At 37.4% G+C, this 18,616-nt stretch carries 19 protein-coding genes; 16 read left to right on the plus strand and 3 right to left on the minus strand.

Going from position 1 to position 18,616, the window contains the following annotated elements; all coding sequences use genetic code 11:
* The 8 genes from AC1EKB_RS06080 to AC1EKB_RS06115 form a co-directional block, all read left to right on the plus strand.
* Nucleotides 1-868: hypothetical protein (locus tag AC1EKB_RS06080; protein WP_481249130.1), on the plus strand; the 868-nt coding region annotated here is incomplete at its 5' end.
* Nucleotides 869-1,444: 576 nt separating this feature from the next.
* Entirely contained in the window at nt 1,445-1,879 is a 435-nt protein-coding gene (locus AC1EKB_RS06085) for a hypothetical protein (protein WP_481249131.1), read from the plus strand.
* A gap of 100 nt (nt 1,880-1,979) precedes the next feature.
* The gene (locus AC1EKB_RS06090) at nt 1,980-4,850 is read left to right on the plus strand and encodes an ATP-binding cassette domain-containing protein (protein WP_481249132.1); all 2,871 of its coding nucleotides are present in this window, start codon (nt 1,980-1,982) and stop codon (nt 4,848-4,850) included.
* 570 nt (nt 4,851-5,420) lie between these two features.
* Nucleotides 5,421-6,533 (plus strand): ABC transporter ATP-binding protein, encoded by a 1,113-nt coding sequence (locus AC1EKB_RS06095; RefSeq protein ID WP_481249133.1) that lies wholly within the window; start codon nt 5,421-5,423, stop codon nt 6,531-6,533.
* Between the two features lie 10 nt (nt 6,534-6,543).
* Nucleotides 6,544-7,323 (plus strand): ABC transporter, encoded by a 780-nt coding sequence (locus AC1EKB_RS06100; protein WP_481249134.1) that lies wholly within the window; start codon nt 6,544-6,546, stop codon nt 7,321-7,323.
* On the plus strand, nt 7,320-8,258 hold the full coding sequence (locus AC1EKB_RS06105) for an ABC transporter permease (protein ID WP_481249135.1): 939 nt from the start codon (nt 7,320-7,322) through the stop codon (nt 8,256-8,258). Before AC1EKB_RS06100 ends, AC1EKB_RS06105 begins: the two co-directional genes overlap by 4 nt.
* A gap of 304 nt (nt 8,259-8,562) precedes the next feature.
* Complete coding sequence (locus AC1EKB_RS06110) at nt 8,563-9,048, plus strand: NUDIX hydrolase (RefSeq protein ID WP_481249143.1); 486 nt, start codon at nt 8,563-8,565, stop codon at nt 9,046-9,048.
* 511 nt (nt 9,049-9,559) lie between these two features.
* Nucleotides 9,560-10,192, plus strand: coding sequence for a helix-turn-helix domain-containing protein (locus AC1EKB_RS06115; protein WP_415693958.1), 633 nt, complete (start codon nt 9,560-9,562; stop codon nt 10,190-10,192).
* Nucleotides 10,193-10,499: 307 nt separating this feature from the next.
* Here the strand turns inward: AC1EKB_RS06115 and AC1EKB_RS06120 are convergent, their stop codons facing one another.
* Together AC1EKB_RS06120 and AC1EKB_RS06125 are read right to left on the minus strand one after the other, a co-directional pair.
* Entirely contained in the window at nt 10,500-10,826 is a 327-nt protein-coding gene (locus tag AC1EKB_RS06120; protein WP_481249136.1) for a type II toxin-antitoxin system RelE/ParE family toxin, read from the minus strand.
* Entirely contained in the window at nt 10,823-11,128 is a 306-nt protein-coding gene (locus tag AC1EKB_RS06125) for a type II toxin-antitoxin system RelB/DinJ family antitoxin (protein ID WP_481249137.1), read from the minus strand. The genes AC1EKB_RS06120 and AC1EKB_RS06125 overlap by 4 nt, the downstream gene beginning before the upstream one ends.
* A gap of 336 nt (nt 11,129-11,464) precedes the next feature.
* Here AC1EKB_RS06125 and AC1EKB_RS06130 point away from each other — a divergent pair, with 336 nt between their 5' ends.
* From AC1EKB_RS06130 to AC1EKB_RS06160, 7 genes are all read left to right on the plus strand, one after another.
* Complete coding sequence (locus AC1EKB_RS06130; RefSeq protein WP_481249138.1) at nt 11,465-11,797, plus strand: hypothetical protein; 333 nt, start codon at nt 11,465-11,467, stop codon at nt 11,795-11,797.
* 232 nt (nt 11,798-12,029) lie between these two features.
* Entirely contained in the window at nt 12,030-13,367 is a 1,338-nt protein-coding gene (locus AC1EKB_RS06135) for an ATP-binding protein (RefSeq protein WP_415693963.1), read from the plus strand.
* A 460-nt stretch (nt 13,368-13,827) separates the two neighbouring features.
* Nucleotides 13,828-14,403, plus strand: coding sequence for a hypothetical protein (locus AC1EKB_RS06140; RefSeq protein ID WP_415693964.1), 576 nt, complete (start codon nt 13,828-13,830; stop codon nt 14,401-14,403).
* 199 nt (nt 14,404-14,602) lie between these two features.
* Nucleotides 14,603-14,911: a hypothetical protein gene (locus AC1EKB_RS06145; RefSeq protein WP_481249145.1), complete on the plus strand. Its 309-nt coding sequence runs from the start codon at nt 14,603-14,605 to the stop codon at nt 14,909-14,911.
* Nucleotides 14,895-15,881 carry a helix-turn-helix domain-containing protein gene (locus AC1EKB_RS06150; protein WP_481249139.1) on the plus strand — a complete coding sequence of 329 codons (987 nt, stop codon included), beginning with the start codon at nt 14,895-14,897 and terminating at the stop codon, nt 15,879-15,881. The genes AC1EKB_RS06145 and AC1EKB_RS06150 overlap by 17 nt, the downstream gene beginning before the upstream one ends.
* 450 nt (nt 15,882-16,331) lie before the next feature.
* Nucleotides 16,332-16,838: a GNAT family N-acetyltransferase gene (locus AC1EKB_RS06155; protein WP_481249140.1), complete on the plus strand. Its 507-nt coding sequence runs from the start codon at nt 16,332-16,334 to the stop codon at nt 16,836-16,838.
* A 150-nt stretch (nt 16,839-16,988) separates the two neighbouring features.
* The gene (locus tag AC1EKB_RS06160) at nt 16,989-17,948 is read left to right on the plus strand and encodes a hypothetical protein (protein WP_481249141.1); all 960 of its coding nucleotides are present in this window, start codon (nt 16,989-16,991) and stop codon (nt 17,946-17,948) included.
* Between the two features lie 96 nt (nt 17,949-18,044).
* Here the strand turns inward: AC1EKB_RS06160 and AC1EKB_RS06165 are convergent, their stop codons facing one another.
* Nucleotides 18,045-18,455 (minus strand): hypothetical protein, encoded by a 411-nt coding sequence (locus AC1EKB_RS06165; protein WP_481249142.1) that lies wholly within the window; start codon nt 18,453-18,455, stop codon nt 18,045-18,047.
* Nucleotides 18,456-18,483: 28 nt separating this feature from the next.
* Here AC1EKB_RS06165 and AC1EKB_RS06170 point away from each other — a divergent pair.
* Nucleotides 18,484-18,616: pentapeptide repeat-containing protein (locus tag AC1EKB_RS06170; protein WP_481249144.1), on the plus strand; the 133-nt coding region annotated here is incomplete at its 3' end.

An 18,616-nucleotide genomic window follows, 5' to 3' on the forward strand; every position in this document is an offset into this window, starting at 1 on the left:
CGGAACTGAAACACCAGGAACTGGAACTGTGACACCAGGACAAGGTGGAACTGTGACGCCAGGACAAGGCGGAACTGTGACGCCAGGACAGGGCGGAACTGTGACGCCAGGACAAGGTGGAACTGTGACGCCAGGACAGGGCGGAACTGTGACGCCAGGACAAGGCGGAACTGAAACACCAGGAAGCGATACCAATCCGAGTGGTGTGAATCCTGGTGTAGTAAATCCGAGTGTGTATCCTTGGTTTAATCCTGGAAGCACTGGTGGTTCGACTACAGGTTCAAATGGCGAAGGTACCAACAGTCAGTCTACGGGCTTAAACAACTTTGGTAATGACTTTAATACAGAAGGCACCAATTATGGTACTGGTACTGTCGCCGAGGGTAGTGCGGGTGCTGAGAATGGTGCGGGCTCCAAAAACTCTCCGTCAGCTCAGCGTAAGAACGGTCAAACGCATAAAACACATGCTAAGAATAGTTCTAACTCTAATTCGAAGCCTGCTAAAACCAATAAGGCTAAAGATAATAAAGCGCCTGATTCTAAGCCAAGCGGTTCTAAAACTGCTGGCTCTAAAGCAAACGGATCTAAAGCGACTAGTGTAAAAGCTGGTGCTAACGCTAGTAAGAATAATGCTGAAGCCAAGCGTAAAGCAAAGGCAAGGGAAAATGCCAAGGCAAACTCTAACTCCAAGTCTTCTGAATCTACTAAGAATTCCAGCAAGGCTGCCGAGTCGAGCAAGTCGTCAGCGTCTAACAGATTTGTTGCTATTATGTCTGCGGTGGGAGTGTTTACGACGGCAATGGTTGCTACTGCTACAACATTCTTCGTCAAAAAGCATCGTGATAATTCTCGACGTGACGGCGAGTAATTCAGTGTGCTAATTAATGTTGATCAGTTTTAATAATTGAATAGTTAGATGCTGGATAGTAGAAAGTCTCACTTCGTGATAGTTCCTCGCGGAGTGAGGCTTTCTACTATTGTGATTGGATTATGCGTTTATTTTATGAAGTCGCAGATATTTTTAGAGGGAATAAGAGGGCTTCTGTGATTTTGTGAATCATTATTTGATTTCTCATGGTAAAGGCTTGTTGGTTATTACAGAAAATAATGTTCCTGAGTTTAAGAAGTTGCTTGTTGGGTATTATGAAGGTGAAGATTTGCAGGTGATCGCTTCGTTTATGAGGGAATGTTGTTGGAAGCGTTAAACGCGTGCGATGATGTTGGTTATTCTGTTTTTTCGAATCTTGCTGTTTATGAAAGAGTATAGTTTGCTAGTAAGTGAAGAGATTAGTGTCGATAGTCTAGACAAATTAATAAAAAAAATAGAATATTTATTAAGATTATTACAGTAATCAGAGAGAATGGGAGATCTTGTTTACTTAATAGTCTGTTTTATAATCATTTGATACAAAGTCGTGTTAACGAAAAGGAGGCTAGTAGTGTTATGAGGAATAAAACTATTTTTTGTAAAACCATTTTTCAAAGTTGTCTTGTTATGCTTCTGCTGCTAGGCTCTCTCTTCTCTCTTGCGGGATGTGCTGATGATGAGGAGAAGGCGGAGCTTGCGTCGTATCATTGGGAAACAGTAGCTGTGTCTCGGGAAGAGTTTCGTATACCAGAAAACTATATGAATAAAGATGAGTTGTATCTCTTTGCGTCACGAGATATTCTTGATTCTCATTATGATTTGTCTAAAGCCACTCTTGGCGGTAAGCGTATTAAACTAGTTGACTCATCGTTCAATTTACCTGGTCCAGGACTTAAAGCTTTATTTTTAGTTGGGAAATTTGATTTAAAAGACAAGCCAGGCTCTGATGTTCTTAAAGTACCAGGACTTAATAAAACAGGTAATGTTGCTGTAGGTTATAAGAAGAAATAGTAGTATTTTGCACTCAATTTGAAGCGTTTCCTTGATGATGAATTAGTTAATGAAACTTGTAGATTAGAGGGTTTGGAATGAATATGTATGTTGGAGATATATGTTAAATAGGGTTGTATCTCGTTATGATTCGTTCGTTGCGAATCATCAACGTACAAAAGGTGCTTTAGTATATTTTATAGTTCTTATGCCGCAGGTGTTATCAGTTTTTATTACTGGTTTGATACAGCTTGCTGGAATGTTGCTGCTTATTTATACGATGGGATCTTTACATTCTGCTTCGACGCTGCTTGAAGGGTCTGTTGCGTTTAAGTTGGCATTATCTTTCTTCTTACAAGCATTGGGTTTTATTGCTAAAGATCGTTGTGAGATGCTTCTTATAGCTTTGTTTCGGCAGCTTACTTTCCATCGTTTTGTGCGTTTATCTGTTCAGAATAATGATGATGAAACATTGCAGTCTTCGGCATTAACATATCCGAATCAGATAAGTCAGATAGCTTATGGTGTTGATTTTGTGTTATCAATATTGCAGTTTATTATTCTTTTTGCTATCTGTGTTGTTCAATATCACGAGAATAGTATTGTAGCGGTTTTACTATTAGTTCTCTTATGTGTTGGTAATTTGTTCCTTATACGTTGGATTGGTGTATTGTGGAAGAACTATGTGGATTTAGAAGGTAAACGTCGTAATCTTCTCAGTAAAATTATTGATAAACTTCCTCACGCTTCAAGAGTGTATCGTTATAATGTTGGTATTACGGCGATTGAAGATGCGCGTAAAGCAGAAGAAAGAGTGTTGTATAAACGCATATTTCCTCAATTATTGAGTAATATTGTTGAGCAAGGTGGGTTGACATTACTGCTTGCTGGTGTTGTTCTTGTTCATGTAACCATTTTTCCAAATGCGTTGTTTAATGTTGGAATTCTTTTCGCGATTAAATATTTGTATGGTGCCATGCAGAATAATATTGTGAATTATCGCGTGATCCGACTTGCTCTTCCAATGGACAAGGATTTAGTGCAATTAGAGCAAAATGCTATGAATAATACTCGTGCGGATGCTACTAATATTTCTGATTCTGTTGTGTTTGATAATAAGTTCGCTCTTTTGTCTAAAGAAGCTGGCTCGGCGTTGAATGCGTATGATTCTATTGTTAGCAGTAGTAAAATATTGGTGCCTTGTAATCCTATTATGTCGCAGGGGCTTATTGAAGCTTGGTTTGATATTGCGAGTGATGATACTCGTCGGAAGTATGAAAACTTCTTGCGTTTATTTAATGTGTCGCGTGAGGTTGCGGATAGGTTTTTGCATAATCCTGAAACGTTATCTGTTGGTGAGCGTCAACGCGTGGTGCTTGCTATGGCGTTTGCTCAAGACGTGGAATATTTGGTGCTTGATGACGTGTTTTCTGTGTTAAATCCAGAGCTTCGAGAAACAGTTTCACAAGCCATGCTAAGTTCTCAAGTTCGGCATATTGTTTTATTCGCACGTAACCCAGAGTATATTCCTTGTGTGTTTTATGGTAACAACTCTAAGCAAGTCACGCATAGTGTGGTTGAGGAAAATTATTTGCAGAATACTTGTAGTGATAAAACTATGCAAGCGGATTGTGTGGAATCGAAAATTCCTACAGGTGCAGGATCACGTGGTAAGTTCATTAGAACTGTGCGAGAATTGTTCTCCGCTAGTATTGTTTGTTTGCCTATAGCAACGGTACTTATAGTTCTTGCTGAGTTAATGTTTGTAGAGAATATTGCTACGAACACCAACTTAAATATGCTTCAGTCTTCTGCATTGTTTGCAAGTTTGCTTATTGTCGTTGGTATTATTGCTCTTAATTTTCCTGTATATGCTGTGCCAATTGTGCGGCTTACAAAACTGCATAATCGTTTAATTATGCGTTTGCATAAGTATTCAAATATTGATAATAAAGGTGATGTTTTAGGTAGACTTGGGGATGATTTTTCTGACTTACAGATGAGTATTCCTAGTGCTATTGCACACGTTATTTTTATTATTGTTCAAACAGTAATAGTTCTTGCTATTACAATTGCTGCAGTACCGCAGTACGTATACATAATGATTATTATGGTGCCGTTATCTTGTCTCATATGGTATGCCGGTTCGCGATTACTTAATACGGCTGCGGATAAACAAGCACAATATCGCGATAAGTTCTTAGGAGCATTATCGTCGTTATTATCAACGCAAAGCTTACCGCAAGGTGCTATTTTTGATAGTTCTCGCAAGTATCATTATGTTTCGTCAGAAAATAAGTATTGGCAGCGTATGCGTCGTTTCATCAATATTTACACAGTGAGAAATTGCATGATGCAAAGTCTTTCTTTAGTGTTGGAATTTTCAATACTTTATATGCTTACAGTATCATCAATGAATTTTGCTTCTGCTAGTGCCGTGTTGTATTTTGTGGTAATGCTGTCGTCAAGCTTGGAAAATGTGATTGAAACTTTGCAAGATTCAGGAGTTTTAACTCAGACTGCTCAACGAGTTTTCAGTTTGGAAAATTATGAGCGTAAGCAGCAAGCGTATAAGAGGAATGAATTAGCATACCAAAATCTTAGTAAGACCATTGCCGATAGTGGTATTTCTTCAGTTGCTATTATTGGTGCTAGTGGTGCTGGTAAATCAGTATTGTTACGAGATTGGTTTGATCATAACAATACTCAGAATTGTATGCTGATTGAAGATTACTTATTTGATGATAACGGTGCTATTGTTGCTCCAGATTTCACGTCGCTCACAAAATTTATTGGTTCTCAACAGCGAACTGTTATTATGTTGGATGAGACGTTCAAAAGTGTAACTGATGCTGATGGATGTAGTGAACGTGAAATAATCATGCAAGCTATCAGATGTGCTAAAACGAGGAATAACAAGCTTGTAGTTGTGTTGCACGCACAAACTAATTGTGATGTATTCGATAAAGTGATTAATTTTGATGAATATTAAAAATCCAAAAGTACTGTGAGTTGCGTTCGTGAGGACGATTGGAAAGCGCGGTGTGTGAAATACATGTCATCTAGTCACAAAAACCAACAAAATATTTAGTGTGTGCAGCAATTCTTTTGCTGCGTGTATTTTTCATGTTTTATGCTCAGCACTGCTCAATACGTATAATTATTTGATTAAATTCACCAAAACATATATAATTTTCCACGTAAAGCACATTTAAGTTTATGAGGTGTTGCGCTATGACTGCCCCAATAATCGCTGGTCTTAAGAACGGTTTGAAAGGCATATAAAAGCACATAAAACAGCTTAAGATACATATTCTTTAGCAGTATTAAACACGCATTGCGCATGATGTTTTGTCATTATGTTTGCACATGCGCGCTGGTTTTTCTGTGGTTTTTGCACGTTTTTGCATGTTTTTGCGCGTTCTTATCGTTCTTGTAAGTAAGCGTTATCTTTTTATCTAACTGATTTTCATTGTTGAAATTTATTCAATAACAGTAAGAATTAAGGTTTAATAACAGTAAAAATTAAGCTTTAATAACAAGTAAGAACGAAGCAATAATAATGAATAATAATATAGAAGACGCAACTAATAGTCGCGATAACAATAATAAGCAGTCAACTAGCAACTTAATATTGCGTATTGATAATGTAACAAGATCTTATTCTCGTGGATTCGGTCATAAGAAAACAACTCGCCAAGTTTTACATAACGTATCTTTTGATATTCATTCTGGTGAAATATTTTGCTTGCTTGGCCCGAATGGTGCAGGTAAAACAACTACCGTGAAAATTGTTGGCACGTTGTTAGCTCCTGATAGTGGTAGTGTTCGTATTGCCAGTATTGATGCTGTGAGTAATCCTCGAGAAGCACGTAAGCACGTGTCGTTACTTCTTGGAGGTGAGCGAGGATTTTATCAAAGGCTAAGTGCATTAGATAATCTTCGTTATTTTGCTGATCTTTCCGCTGTTCCATATAGGGAGCAAGGTAAGCGTATTCACGATGCTCTTGAGCAAGTTGATTTACTTGATAAAGCTCATGATGCTGTTCAAACTTTTTCAAGGGGAATGTGGCAGCGATTGCATATTGCTCGATCGCTGGTTGCTAGAACGGATCTTATGCTTTTAGATGAGCCTACCACTGGTTTGGATCCTGAAAATGCTAGGAAAGTACGTGAAATTATTCATGCTTTACGAGATCAAGGAATAGCGATTTTGCTAACTACGCATGAGATGAGTGAGGCTGAAAAATTAGCTGATACTGTTGCTGTAATAAATCACGGTAATGTTATCGCTCAGGGAAGTGTGCAGCAGTTGGCTTCTTTGCAGCATATTGATCATGTAACAATGTACGCGTATGACGGTGAAGCATCAAGCGGAACTCCTAGTGTTAAGGAAGAATTGCAAAAACTTGATGGAGTGTTGTGGTGTGATGTTTTTGAATCGCATGGAGTGTTAAATATTACTATCGCGTGGAGTAAAACATTATCTCAAGAACGGAATATTAAGATTCCTGTTGATGGGATTACACGTTTAGGTGATCGCGCTGCAAGTTTGGAAGAAACGTATCTTGCTATTGTTCAAAATGACAATATTTCTGCATCAAATATTTCTTCTTCTGTTACGCCGTCTTCTACGCCGTCTTCTTCACCGTCCTTACTCCCATTAAGTAAGTAGGAGGTTTAATATGAATACTTCTACTCGTTCATATGCTTTTGTGATTCGTGGCTTGTGGTTTCAGCTTAAAAGTTTAGCGAAAACAACGTTTTTCTTGCAAAATGCGATACTTGCTCCAGTATGTTTTGCGTTGATGAAAATTGTTGCATACTATGGTTTTTATCATGATTGCGCTAATTGTCTTAATAATATTTGGGTTGATTCTTCTATAGCTGGATTATGGTCTGCTACAACTACTGCTGTTGGAATTATTGGATACCAGCGTTATTTAGGAACATTGCAATATTTAACTTTAAGTGTTATCTCACCTTCTGCAGTGTTTCTTCCTATTGTAGGATCCGCAGCTTTACTTGGTTGTATCGGTATGCCGCTTGCGATTATTACCGTTGCTGTTTTCTGCCATGGGTTCTTTATGATAACATTCATGCAGTTAGTTGGATACTTACTTTCTATGCTCGCTTGCGTAGCTTCTGCTGCATTATTATCTGGAATTTTTGTATTATGCCGTAAAGCTACAGTTTATGAAGGTTTGATTTTAATTCCTGTATGGATGCTTTGTGGAATAGTGATACCTGTAGAATCAATGCCATTGCCAGCTCGCGTTATTGCGTTTATTCATCCGCTCACGTCTGCAGTGTGGGTGGCTCATGCGCAATCGTTTAATGCTACTACTGTGTTAGCGATTGTGTTATGCGTTGTATTATCCAGCGTTTTGCTTGTTATTGCAGGTTTTATGTTACGTCATGCTATTCGACTTGCAACGCTTAATGGAAGTTTGAACATAATATGATACGAAATGATAATCAGGTTGAAACTATGCGAAATAAAATTATTCAAAATAATAAGTACGCTGAATTGCATCAATATAATCAATATTCTCAGTATGGTCACGTAAGCGTTTTATCTAGTATACGAACTGGTGCAAGAGTGAGTATACAGAGTATACCTAGCTTAAATAGTTGGAATACTGCTGTTATCCGTATGATTGTTGAGCCTCTTTTATCCACGTTCTTATACGTTTTTCTAGCTGGAGCTGTAATCGGAGGCTTCAATGGAGCAGCTAGTTATGCGACTAGCGCGGGTTTTAATCATAGTTTGATTGCATCAACTCTTGCTGCTGTTATGGGTGCGTGTTCTATTTCCACAAGTATGACTGTGTCAGAAGCACTAGCGTGGGATCGTTTTGAAGGCACAACACCATTCGTGCTTACAAGCGCAAAAGTTGCATTACCATTATGGTTCGGTCGTATTATTGCGCTCGTGACTATTTCTTTGGTGAGTGATGCTGTGACTTTGTTTATAACAATGCTTGTAGTAAGCCCGAGTGCTTTCTTTGTGATTAATATGAGTGCGTTGATGCTGTTGTTCCTTATTGTTCCTGTTGCTTCTACGGGATTTGGTATTGCTATAGCTGCTATAAGTATGATGATGAATGATGTTTATACTATTTCTAACGTGCTTAGTGCAATACTTCCTATTGTTTGTGGTGTGATTGCTCCAATTAGCGTATTTCCTAAGATGATGCAATACGTGTTATACGTGATTCCAGTAACTCATGTTACGCAAGTATCGCGTAGTATAGTTGATGGTTCTGTAAATGTTGGCGTATCGCTACTTGTGATTCTTATTGTTGGTGCGTTGTGGGCAATTGTTGGTGTGATCATATGGAATGTTGGTGTGGCGATTCAACGACGTAAAGGTACTTTAACAAATATAGGATTTTAGGTAATAAATATGTGAATTTAGTTAATTAAATAAGGATTTTATTAGCGGGTATAGGGGTGGGTAATACTAGAAGCATATTGATTATTGCGTAAGGTTGTTTAGCTATCTTAAACCTTTTTGCGATATTTTCCTATCGTTAAAAGGTGCACCCACTATCCATAGTGTGCACTCAAAAAAGTGTAGATATACTACACGTTAACTCAATCCACGTCGAGAGTATTGTGTTGATGTCAAGAGGATAAAATTAAACAAAATCAAATGGATCAAAAGAATAGAAAAGAGGAAAATTATAGTGGAAAAAGTTATGGAGCATAATTGCGGATTTATTAACGATAAAAAAGCATTTAGATATAGAGCAGCAGCCATCATAGTAGAAGAAGGTTGTGTGCTATTTGCAGGAAATGATGAGGACGACTATTACTACTCAGTTGGCGGAGCGGTTCACATGGGTGAGACATCAGAAGAAGCTGTAAAGAGAGAAGTATTTGAAGAGACAGGTCTTAATTATGAAGTAGATCACCTTGCTGTCATACACGAGCACTTCTTCATCGGCAGCTCTGGCTTAAAAGGAGTAGACTTCCATGAGCTTACACTCTACTACTTGATGAAGTCCATGGGCAAAAGAGATTTTACGAGTCAAAGCACTACAGAGTCAGGTGCTAAAGAGACAATGCATTGGTTACCTATAGATGAGCTTGATAAGTTCAAGGCTTACCCTACATTTATGAAAGAATATCTTAAATCGGAGCATAGTGGAATAGAGCATATAATTTCAGATGAAAGATATTAATGAATCCCGCTATTATGGCAAGAGATTGTTACATAAACATTATTTCTAGTTTCTTAACTCTTGGATACAATGAAACTTTTCCTTCTGGACTCTGAAACTGTTCGCTTTCTGTGTTATATATCCAAACATGTGCTTGACAACAAACGTATGTTTCCGTTGCCTTGTTCTGTACGTTCGTTGTTGGGGATTGGCATGAATGAGAGCAGAGCAATGAGGTGAATATCGGTCTTCGGCGCGTTGTGTTGTATGGCTCGTGCACCTTGGATTTTGTACGTTCTCTGTTAGTTTTGTATAAATTTCTTTTGAAACAGCTATTTTCACATAATTATGTGCGCGTGTGCTAAGAAAATGCCATGTTACGATTCGTAACGTTTGTGTTCTCGTTCGTTCCTTTTCTATTCATATGTTGCTCGTTAGCATGTAATTACGCATTGCGATTATTAATTGCATTACGAGCAAAACAAATAATCGTTAAGAACGAAAGCTCATAGCCAATGAAAGGAGTTATACGATGTTGTTAGGAGAAAAAATCAGAAATGCGCGCGTGGAAGCGGGTTTAACTCAGGAAGAACTTGCTGAAATGATTATGGTTTCGCGTGCTGCGGTAGCGAAGTGGGAAGGTGGTCGCGGTCTGCCGGATGTTGCAAATTTGAAGGTGATTGCGGATGCGCTGGGTGTTACTGTCGACCATTTGTTGGATAAAGACAATGCTATTGATTTGTCAATCGTTAAGAAGCCTATTGATTTAGCGAAGTATGGTCTTAATGAAAAATTGAGTGTTCGTAAGAAAATCAAGATGAAGGAACAAATTATTCGCGATGAATATGCAGACGCTGAAATTATTATGCTCACGGTGACGAAGTTTATTCCAAATTCGTCTGAAAAGTTTATGGATAATTTTATCGGGTGTATCACTACTTTGTTCAGTGATATTCCTTTGTTTGATACGTTTGCATTCGGTAAAGCGGTAGAGAGTATTGGCAGTGAACAGTATTACTTGGTGAATAAAAAAGAAAAGCAATTTTTTGTGCTGATAACAGATGAGTATATTATTAGCAGAATGATGCGAGTAAAGTTCACTGATAAGAAGATGTGTGTTGGGGATAAGGAATTTACGCAAGTTGGTAAGTTGCGTGATAAGTAAGAACTGGTAGTTGGTTGGGAATTGGTCAGAAGAATGTGGTTTTCAGTTTTGTTTTCCGCATTCTTCTGATTTTTATTTTCCGGCTTTTGTACATGCTTTTAGTGTTTTTACATGACAGTTGATCATAAGAAATGAAATTCGATTTTTGCGCACATATAAAAATGCATATTCTTTGCATCTGGCTAGTCTATTGAAATTATTTGAGCTATGCGTCAAAAAAGTTCATTGGCATCAAGTCATGATTTTGACTATATAAAACGTTACATTGGGCTTTTAGAAAGATATGTCACATATTGTCGAATTTTCATTATTTGTTGTTGATAATATTTTCGATGTTTCTGCCTGAGTAGAATATGCGAATAACTGTTACAGTTATTTGGTTTTCGTCTACTTGGTAGAAAACAGTGTAGTTGTCGACTGGAACTCTGCGTATTCCTTTAGAATACCACGGCTCCCAATCAACAAGCTGATATCGCATAGGCATAGTCTCAAGAGAACGTATAGCATGCTTAATGCGGTTGACTTGTTTTTCCGCCGTTTTAGGAACTTGTAAATTAAAGCGAATGTATTCGTATAGCTCGGTGAGGTCAAGGAACGCTTGCGGAGAATAAATGACGCTATAGGTTGTGCTCATACGCCGTATTCCTTAGCGAAGAATTGGTCTACTTCATCTGCACTGTATTGTTTACCAGTCGAAAGTGAGTCGATGCCTTTTTGTAATTCTTTATCCAACTCGGCTCTTGTTAAGCTGCCTAAAGCAGTAGGCTTATTAGTTGGCAAGCGGAGTTCAAATGGCATGCCTTTTTGTAAAACAATCTGGCTGTAAAGCATTTGTATTGCTGAAGATGGTGTTATTCCAAGTTGGCTCAATATGCTTTCAGCGTTTTCTTTAAGATTTGTATCGATTCTTGCATATACAGCGTTCGTGTTTGTCATTGTGTTTGCATCCTTTCTGTGCTTATTTTACAAAATAGTTGCAAGCATACGCAAGCATATGAAAGCAAAAGTTTAATCACTATTTAGATTATAGCTTTTCGTTGTTGGTTTATGTGTTATTTGTAGGACTGGAATTAGGCGCATTGACGAACAAATAACGCGCTTTTTGTGGGCTGTTAGTGTGCTTATTTGTTAATTATAATTAAGGCATTTATTAACTATATTTTTTGAAAACTCAATTTGTTGAATATGAAGATTGGACTAGCATAGTGAGAAAAAACTAATGGGTCATGATAGGACAGGATTAAATAATGATCCGTGGGGGGGGGAATAGTTGTGAATAAGTTTGAATTGTTTTCTATGATTTATTACGCGTTAAATCATTATTGGAAAGAAAATAAAAGTGAAGAATTGACTTCATTTTTAAGTGATATGAATCCTTTTCTATTTGATGATATTGGCTCTGCGAACCTTGCTGTGTATGCAAAGTATAGTCTGCTAGTAAGTGAAGAGATTAGTATTGATAATAGTTTTAGCATTGCTTGTAAGTATGTTAAAAGTTTAGGTTTGCAGTCTGTAACGGATGCGTTTGCTTGCGTTGGTGAGGATGATTGGAAAGCGCGGTGCGTAAAATACATGTCATCAAATCATAAAGGGCAAAATATTTAGTGCGCGGAGTAATTCTTTTTGCTGCGTTTCTTTTCCGTGTTTTTACTCTGAGCGTTGCTCAATGCGCATAATAATGTGATTAAATGCACCAAAACATATATAATAATGTGATATACGATAAAAGATAACGCAAAATATAACAGAACAACAGTGCAACTACGCGTAGAAATAGTCAAGCGCTAATACGGTTGCAATATTTAATAGCGTAATGCCAGGTGAAAGGTGAGTAATCATGAAAAGGCTGATTATGAGCAAACTTTTAGCATGGAAGAACTCACCGTATCGTAAACCGTTGATATTAAAAGGCGTGCGTCAAGTTGGTAAAACTTGGATACTAAAAGAATTTGGTAAGCTTTACTACAAAAATATTGCTTATTTTAACTTCGACGAAAACAAAGAATATAAGCAATTCTTTGAAACCACTAAAAATGTGGAGCGAATTTTACAAAACCTAATGCTTGCAAGTGGTCAAAAAATCGAAGCAGAAAATACGCTGATCATATTTGACGAGGTTCAAGACTGCCCAGAAGTAATAAACTCTATGAAATATTTTTGTGAAAACGCTCCGCAATATCATGTTGCTTGCGCTGGATCATTGCTTGGAATAACGCTTGCAAAACCATCTTCATTCCCAGTTGGAAAAGTTAATTTTATGCAAATACACCCAATGACTTTCACGGAGTTTTTGCTTGCTAATGGGGATGAAAATCTAGCGAAGTATATTGAACAAATCGATAAAATAGAGCCGATTCCAGACGCATTTTTTAATCCTCTATACGAGAAATTAAAAATGTATTATGTTACGGGGGGAATGCCTGAGTCAGTTTTAATGTGGACTAAAGCGCGAGATGTAAACGCAATGCAAGAAACGTTGTTTGAAATTATAACAGCTTATGAACGAGATTTTGCGAAACATCCTAGTGTTAGTGAGTTTCCTAAAATATCAATGATTTGGAATTCTATTCCGTCTCAACTTGCGCGTGAAAACAAAAAATTCTTGTATAAAGTTGTTAAAAATGGTGCGCGAGCAAGAGAATATGAAGATGCTTTGCAATGGCTAGTATCGGCACAATTGGTGTATAAAATTTATAGAAGTACTGCGCCAAATTTACCTATTGCTGCTTATGATGATGTATCTGCTTTTAAGATTTATTTGGCAGATGTTGGCTTGTTAAGGCGATTAGCTCAACTTGCTCCTACTGCGTTTGCGGAAGGTAATAGGCTGTTTACTGAGTTTAAGGGTGCTTTAACAGAAAATTATGTTTTGCAAGCGCTACTTACTCAATTTGAAGTGATGCCTAGATACTGGTCTCAAACGAATCCGCCGTATGAAGTGGATTTTCTTATTCAACGAGAAAATGATGTTTTCCCTATTGAGGTTAAATCTGAAGCAAATATTAATAGTAGAAGTTTGAAAAAGTTTAAAGAATTATTCCCTAATCAAACGAAATTACGCATACGATTCTCGCTTAACAATCTAAAGCTAGACGATGATGTATTGAATATTCCGTTATTTATGGCTGATTACACGGATAAGCTTATAGGACTTGCGCTGAAAGAGAATAATTAAGAAAGAAAGATAATTAAAAAAGTGAACGATTAGAAGATATAGAAATAAGCTAGTGTAAAAGTTAAATGAGTGTCAATCGACGAAACGTTACAACCAGACTAGGGGGCTTCTAGGCTGGTTTCATTCCCAAAAATCAAGCTATTAAGCCAATCTTAAACCTTTTGCGATATCTCGCTTCTATCGTTAAAGCGTGTACTCATTTTGCCACACATTTGTTTATGTATGGGAATAAAAGCCTGTGGATTATCGGATGATTTTTAGCTACAATTATTTTATAGGTTGCAGATCTGTATTCTTTGTCCATAATTTACATCCCGTCAGTTTTATTAGACTCAAAGATGATTTGTACTACGAGATGAATGAATATTGGGCAGATGATAGTGAATAACAGAGTGAAGATTGAACATGATAATCGTAGCCGCAATTAGGTAAAGATTAAGTTGTAGAGGAGGTATAAATAATGAAGTATATCAAGCATTATGCTTTTTTGACTATGGTAGTTTGCCTTATATCACTTATTTCAGGTTGTAAGAATCAGAATAATTTTAGCGATAATAATAGAGAGCTAAAAACAGAAAATCAAAAGTCTGCAAGAAATGAAGGAAATTCAGAAAATAATGAAAATGTTGACTGGAAAGAGATAAGTAAAAATGGTGTTGATGAAACTTTGCTCATAAAAAACATAGATGAAAAGGTTCTCACGTATGTGGCTAAACAATTACAAAATCTATGCGATGAGATTGGTGAAAAGGGGCGCAAAGATAAATTCTATTGGCTGACAGGACAATGGTATAACGATGTAATGTATTCTAAACAATATATTAGTGTTTTGTTGTTGGGTAAAAAAGTAATGAAACCATTATTCCTAATAATATATAAAAGCAAAGAGGCTGGAATGTATGAATGGGTTTGTAGTAAAGCTTTAGACGAAATATCTGGGTTCGATTTTTCTGAAGTAAACAATGGTGCAGGCTGGAGTAATTCTAAAGAATTTTTAAAGGTATTTACCGATAAAATTATTGTACAAAAAAATTAACAACTCTCTGTTTGCAATTGTCTTGGATGTTTACACTCCTACAATATTCCCAATATTAACTTTCATTCTGCAATGAGCATTAAGACTATTTTGCTGTCGAGTGATTATTAATTTAGTTGTTTATGTTTTGGGGAACAAAATGGTATAAAAATTGTAAAAAAGTTCCCTACACTGTTTGATTTCTCATGGTAGGGGCTTGTTGGTTATTTCAGAAAATAAGGTTCCTGAGTTTAAGAAGTTGCTTGTTGAGTATTATGAGGGCGAAGATTTGCAGTCTGTAACGGATGCGTTTGCTTGCGTTCGTGAAGATGATTGGAAAGCGCGGTGTGAAAATGAAAGAAAACGAATTGGCGGTCGGTTGCGCTCATTTGTCGGCAGAAATTGCGCTTTTAACGGCAATTGCCAACTGAACTTGCTACTACGCAACTGCTGTTTTAGCTATAATTTCACCATGATCATGATGAATTCTAGTTTGAAATGGAGATGTTTTTATGATTTTAGCAGATAAAATATTGGAACTGCGTAAACAAAACGGTTGGTCGCAGGAAGAATTGGCGGACAAATTGGGCGTCAGTCGCCAAGCTGTTTCCAAATGGGAAGGCGCACAAACTATCCCGGATATGGAACGGATAATCGCATTGAGCCGTTTGTTTGGTGTTAGTACAGATCTTCTGGTAAAAGATGAAATTGATGTTATGGGGAAGAACGTCAACGCAGATGAAAATGCCTGCCAGGAAGAAGCCGGCGTTCGCATGCGGATAATTGAGCTGGAAGAAGCCTCCGCTTATATTGCTCACAGAATATCATTTGCCGCCTATGTTGCTCTAGGCGTTCTTCTTTGTATTCTGGCGGCAATCCCGTTGGTCTGCAGTGATCTTTTGCTTTCTCACACAGTAAATGCGCAAGTCGGTAAAACTATGGGCTTAGCATTCAGTGTTGCGATTATTACCGTAGCTGTAGCTATTTTTATTATTCAGAGTTTCCACGGAAAGCGTTATCAATATTTGGAAAAAGAGGACTTTGAAACGGCTTACGGCGTTGACAGTGTGCTCAAAGAACGCTTGGAACGGTTCATGCCGTCGTATGTGCTGCGTACGGTAAGCGGTGTCGTTTTATGTATGGTTGCCTTTATTTTTCTTATAATTTCGGATATAGCGCCGAAATTTTATCAACTTTCATCCGACTTTTTTGTAGTTGTCGCTATTGCCCTGGTGGCAGCAGCTGTTTATTTATTCGTACAGGCGAATATTATCCGCTCGTCCTATTACCGTTTGCTGCAACCGAAGAAAAAGATTGTCTATCCTGTAAAGATTAGGTTATTCCTCCAAGCTTACTGGCTTATAGTTGTCTGCATTTATTTAGCCTACAGTTTCATTACGTCCGATTGGGGGAGAAGTTGGATTGTTTGGCCGTTGGCCGCATTGACTTACGGAGTAATAGAAGTAGTGCTCAAAGCGTGGAGGCTTGGAAAGAAATAAGTGATTTGCTTCGTTTATAATAGAAATAAACGTAAGAAACGATAAATTATCGACTATAATCGAAAGCGCAAGCGTGATATTTCATTGTTTTCCGACGTTTGGCGAGATATTATTCCAATGTTTGGCGTCATCAGTGAAGATGATTGGAAAGCGCGGTGCGTAAAATACATGTCATCAAGTCATAAAGGGCAAAATATTTAGTGTGCTGTGATAGTTTGCGTTTTCGTTCTGACATTTGTTCAGATCGTGCATTTTTCTAATAAAAGCTGTGATTTATGGAAGAGAAAAATTTTATGGATGCGAAAAGCCTGTACTAATTGGAAAAATTAAATTTTTTCTTTAATAAAGCTTGTATGTATGGTTTTTTTTTAATATTAATGCTATGAAAGCTAAACAGACTATTATGGATTCTAATTTTAATAGATTACATGTTAAAAATAAGGAGAACTTATGAGATTAATTAGACCAGATAGTAAATATATCCAAAGTTATATAGAGGCAAATGAAGAAGATGAAATTTTCAGGCCGAATGCAGAAAGACGTTTTAATCACCCTGAGACAATTATAGAGAGTTCTTATAACTATGAACATGGTATAAATTTACCTGCAAATTATGTTAGAGCCACTACATTTTGGTTGATAGATAATGAAAAATTTATTGGTGAAATTAATATTAGGCATGAATTAAATTCTTTTTTAATTAACTATGGTGGTCACATAGGGTACGAAGTTAGACAATCTGAATGTATGAAGGGCTATGGAACAAAAATGCTTTCTATGGCACTTACATATTGTAAAGAGACTTTGAATCTACATAAGGTTTTGATTACGTGTGACGATGATAATATTGGCTCGATACGAGTTATAGAAAATAATGGTGGAATTTTAGAAAACAAAGTGAAAAATAGCTTATCAAGAGGAAACGTTACAACAAGAAGGTATTGGATTAATATATAGGAAAAATATTAAATTTTATCTATACTGACCACTCAAGCGGTGTTTAGGGTGATTTTTAGATATTTAGGGTAATTTTTAGATATTTTGTGCGATTAAAGCTGTGCAATCATAGCACGATATTCAGTAATTGCTTTTTTCTAGGAGAAGATGATGAGTGAGACGAATGTAAGGCCAGTGCTTTTCAAGGATGCTTTTTGGGGTTATCTTATTACAGAAACTGTTGCTGGTATTTGCACGCTTATTATTGCGCTGCTTGTACAGCAGTTCGTAGGCCACCGCGTACTAGGTTGGGAAACTGTGGTCATACTCGCGTTGAGTGTTGTGGTGTTTTCGCTGCTAAGCACAGCGTATCTTCAGTGGAATGGGCATCGTAGACCGAATGACAGGTCTGGCGATTTACTCAGAGGAATCATCGATTTTGTGCTCAGGCTGCTGGTGACTTATGGTATTGCTTTATTGCTTGTTTCCGATATCACGTTGCTAAGCATTATTATTGGTGCAGCGATTACTAGTGTGTTGCTGTTTGTTTTTGAAAAGCCTTGGCAGCCAGGTATGACGGATGCGCAATTACAGGAAGCTTCAAAGAAATCGGTTGAGCTTGGCGTTCAAATGCTTGAAGAAGAGCGCGTAAAGCGCGCCGAGGTGAGAAACATGATTGCATTACAGCATGCGAGCGCAGGTGAAACAGACACTTCTAGAGGTGTGTCTCTAACGTTCTCCTCGTTAATTGTTGCGAATATGCTGATGGAAGCAGTATGCGATGTTGTCACATTTTTGCTTGCATTGATGCTGCAATGGTGGATGCTTGGTACTATCGTTGGATGGCGAACGCTGCTCGTCATGTTCTTCGGCAATATGCTATTTTCTTGCGCGGCGGCTGCGATTATGGTTCTGATGGGCGCATTGAAGGCTGATCAACAGAAATGCTTAACAAAAAGTTGGCCTTTCTTGGTTATTGTTGTACTTCTTAGACTGCTGATTTTCGGTGTTCTCGCTTGGCTGCTTACACCGAGTTTGGTATGGGTAAGCGTAGTCGTTGGCGTTGTGCTTACAGATATTGTTCTCGTTATCAAGCAGCACCAATGGAAAAGAACCGCAGTAGACGCATAAGGTTTTGTAAGACTGTTTTCTTCTTCTTTGAGCAAAGGGCTCTACGTACGTCGAGACTATAGTGTTGATGTCAAGGGTTGATTATGTGGGTGTATTTTAGGCTTTGTGCTTTTGGTTTCTTCTTCGTAAAAACTCTTTAACAATGATTGGAATTATAGTTGGAATACATTCAAGAGTAACAAAAAATGTAATGTACGTATAAGTCCAGCTACTACCCAATTGTTGAGGAGACTCTTGTAATATAAATAAATCAATGGCTGGTGCGATAAGCGCTATGGCAATGGTTTTACAAACTCCTAAGTTTTCGAGTGTTTTTTGATTGACAACGATCGAGTAAAGTACAAGTCTTGTTAAACCAAATACGTGAGCTATAACAATGAGTAAAAAGGGTGAGTCATAAACAATTTCCCAACTGAGTGATTTAAGAGAGTTAATAATAAGACCTAAAAGAGGGAGTAATAATGAAAAAAGGAATAATCGTATAGCCTGATACACAGATTTCTTCATTACAACCTCCTTAAATTTATATAGTCAAGTGGATGACTACTGTCATAGACAGACTATTTTTCACTCATTTTACGTTAATTTATCTTACGTTAATTTATCTTACGTTAATTTATCTTACGTTAATTTATCTTACGTTAATTTATCTTACGTTAATTTATCTT

This window comes from Gardnerella sialicivorans subsp. sialicivorans (assembly GCF_056746795.1).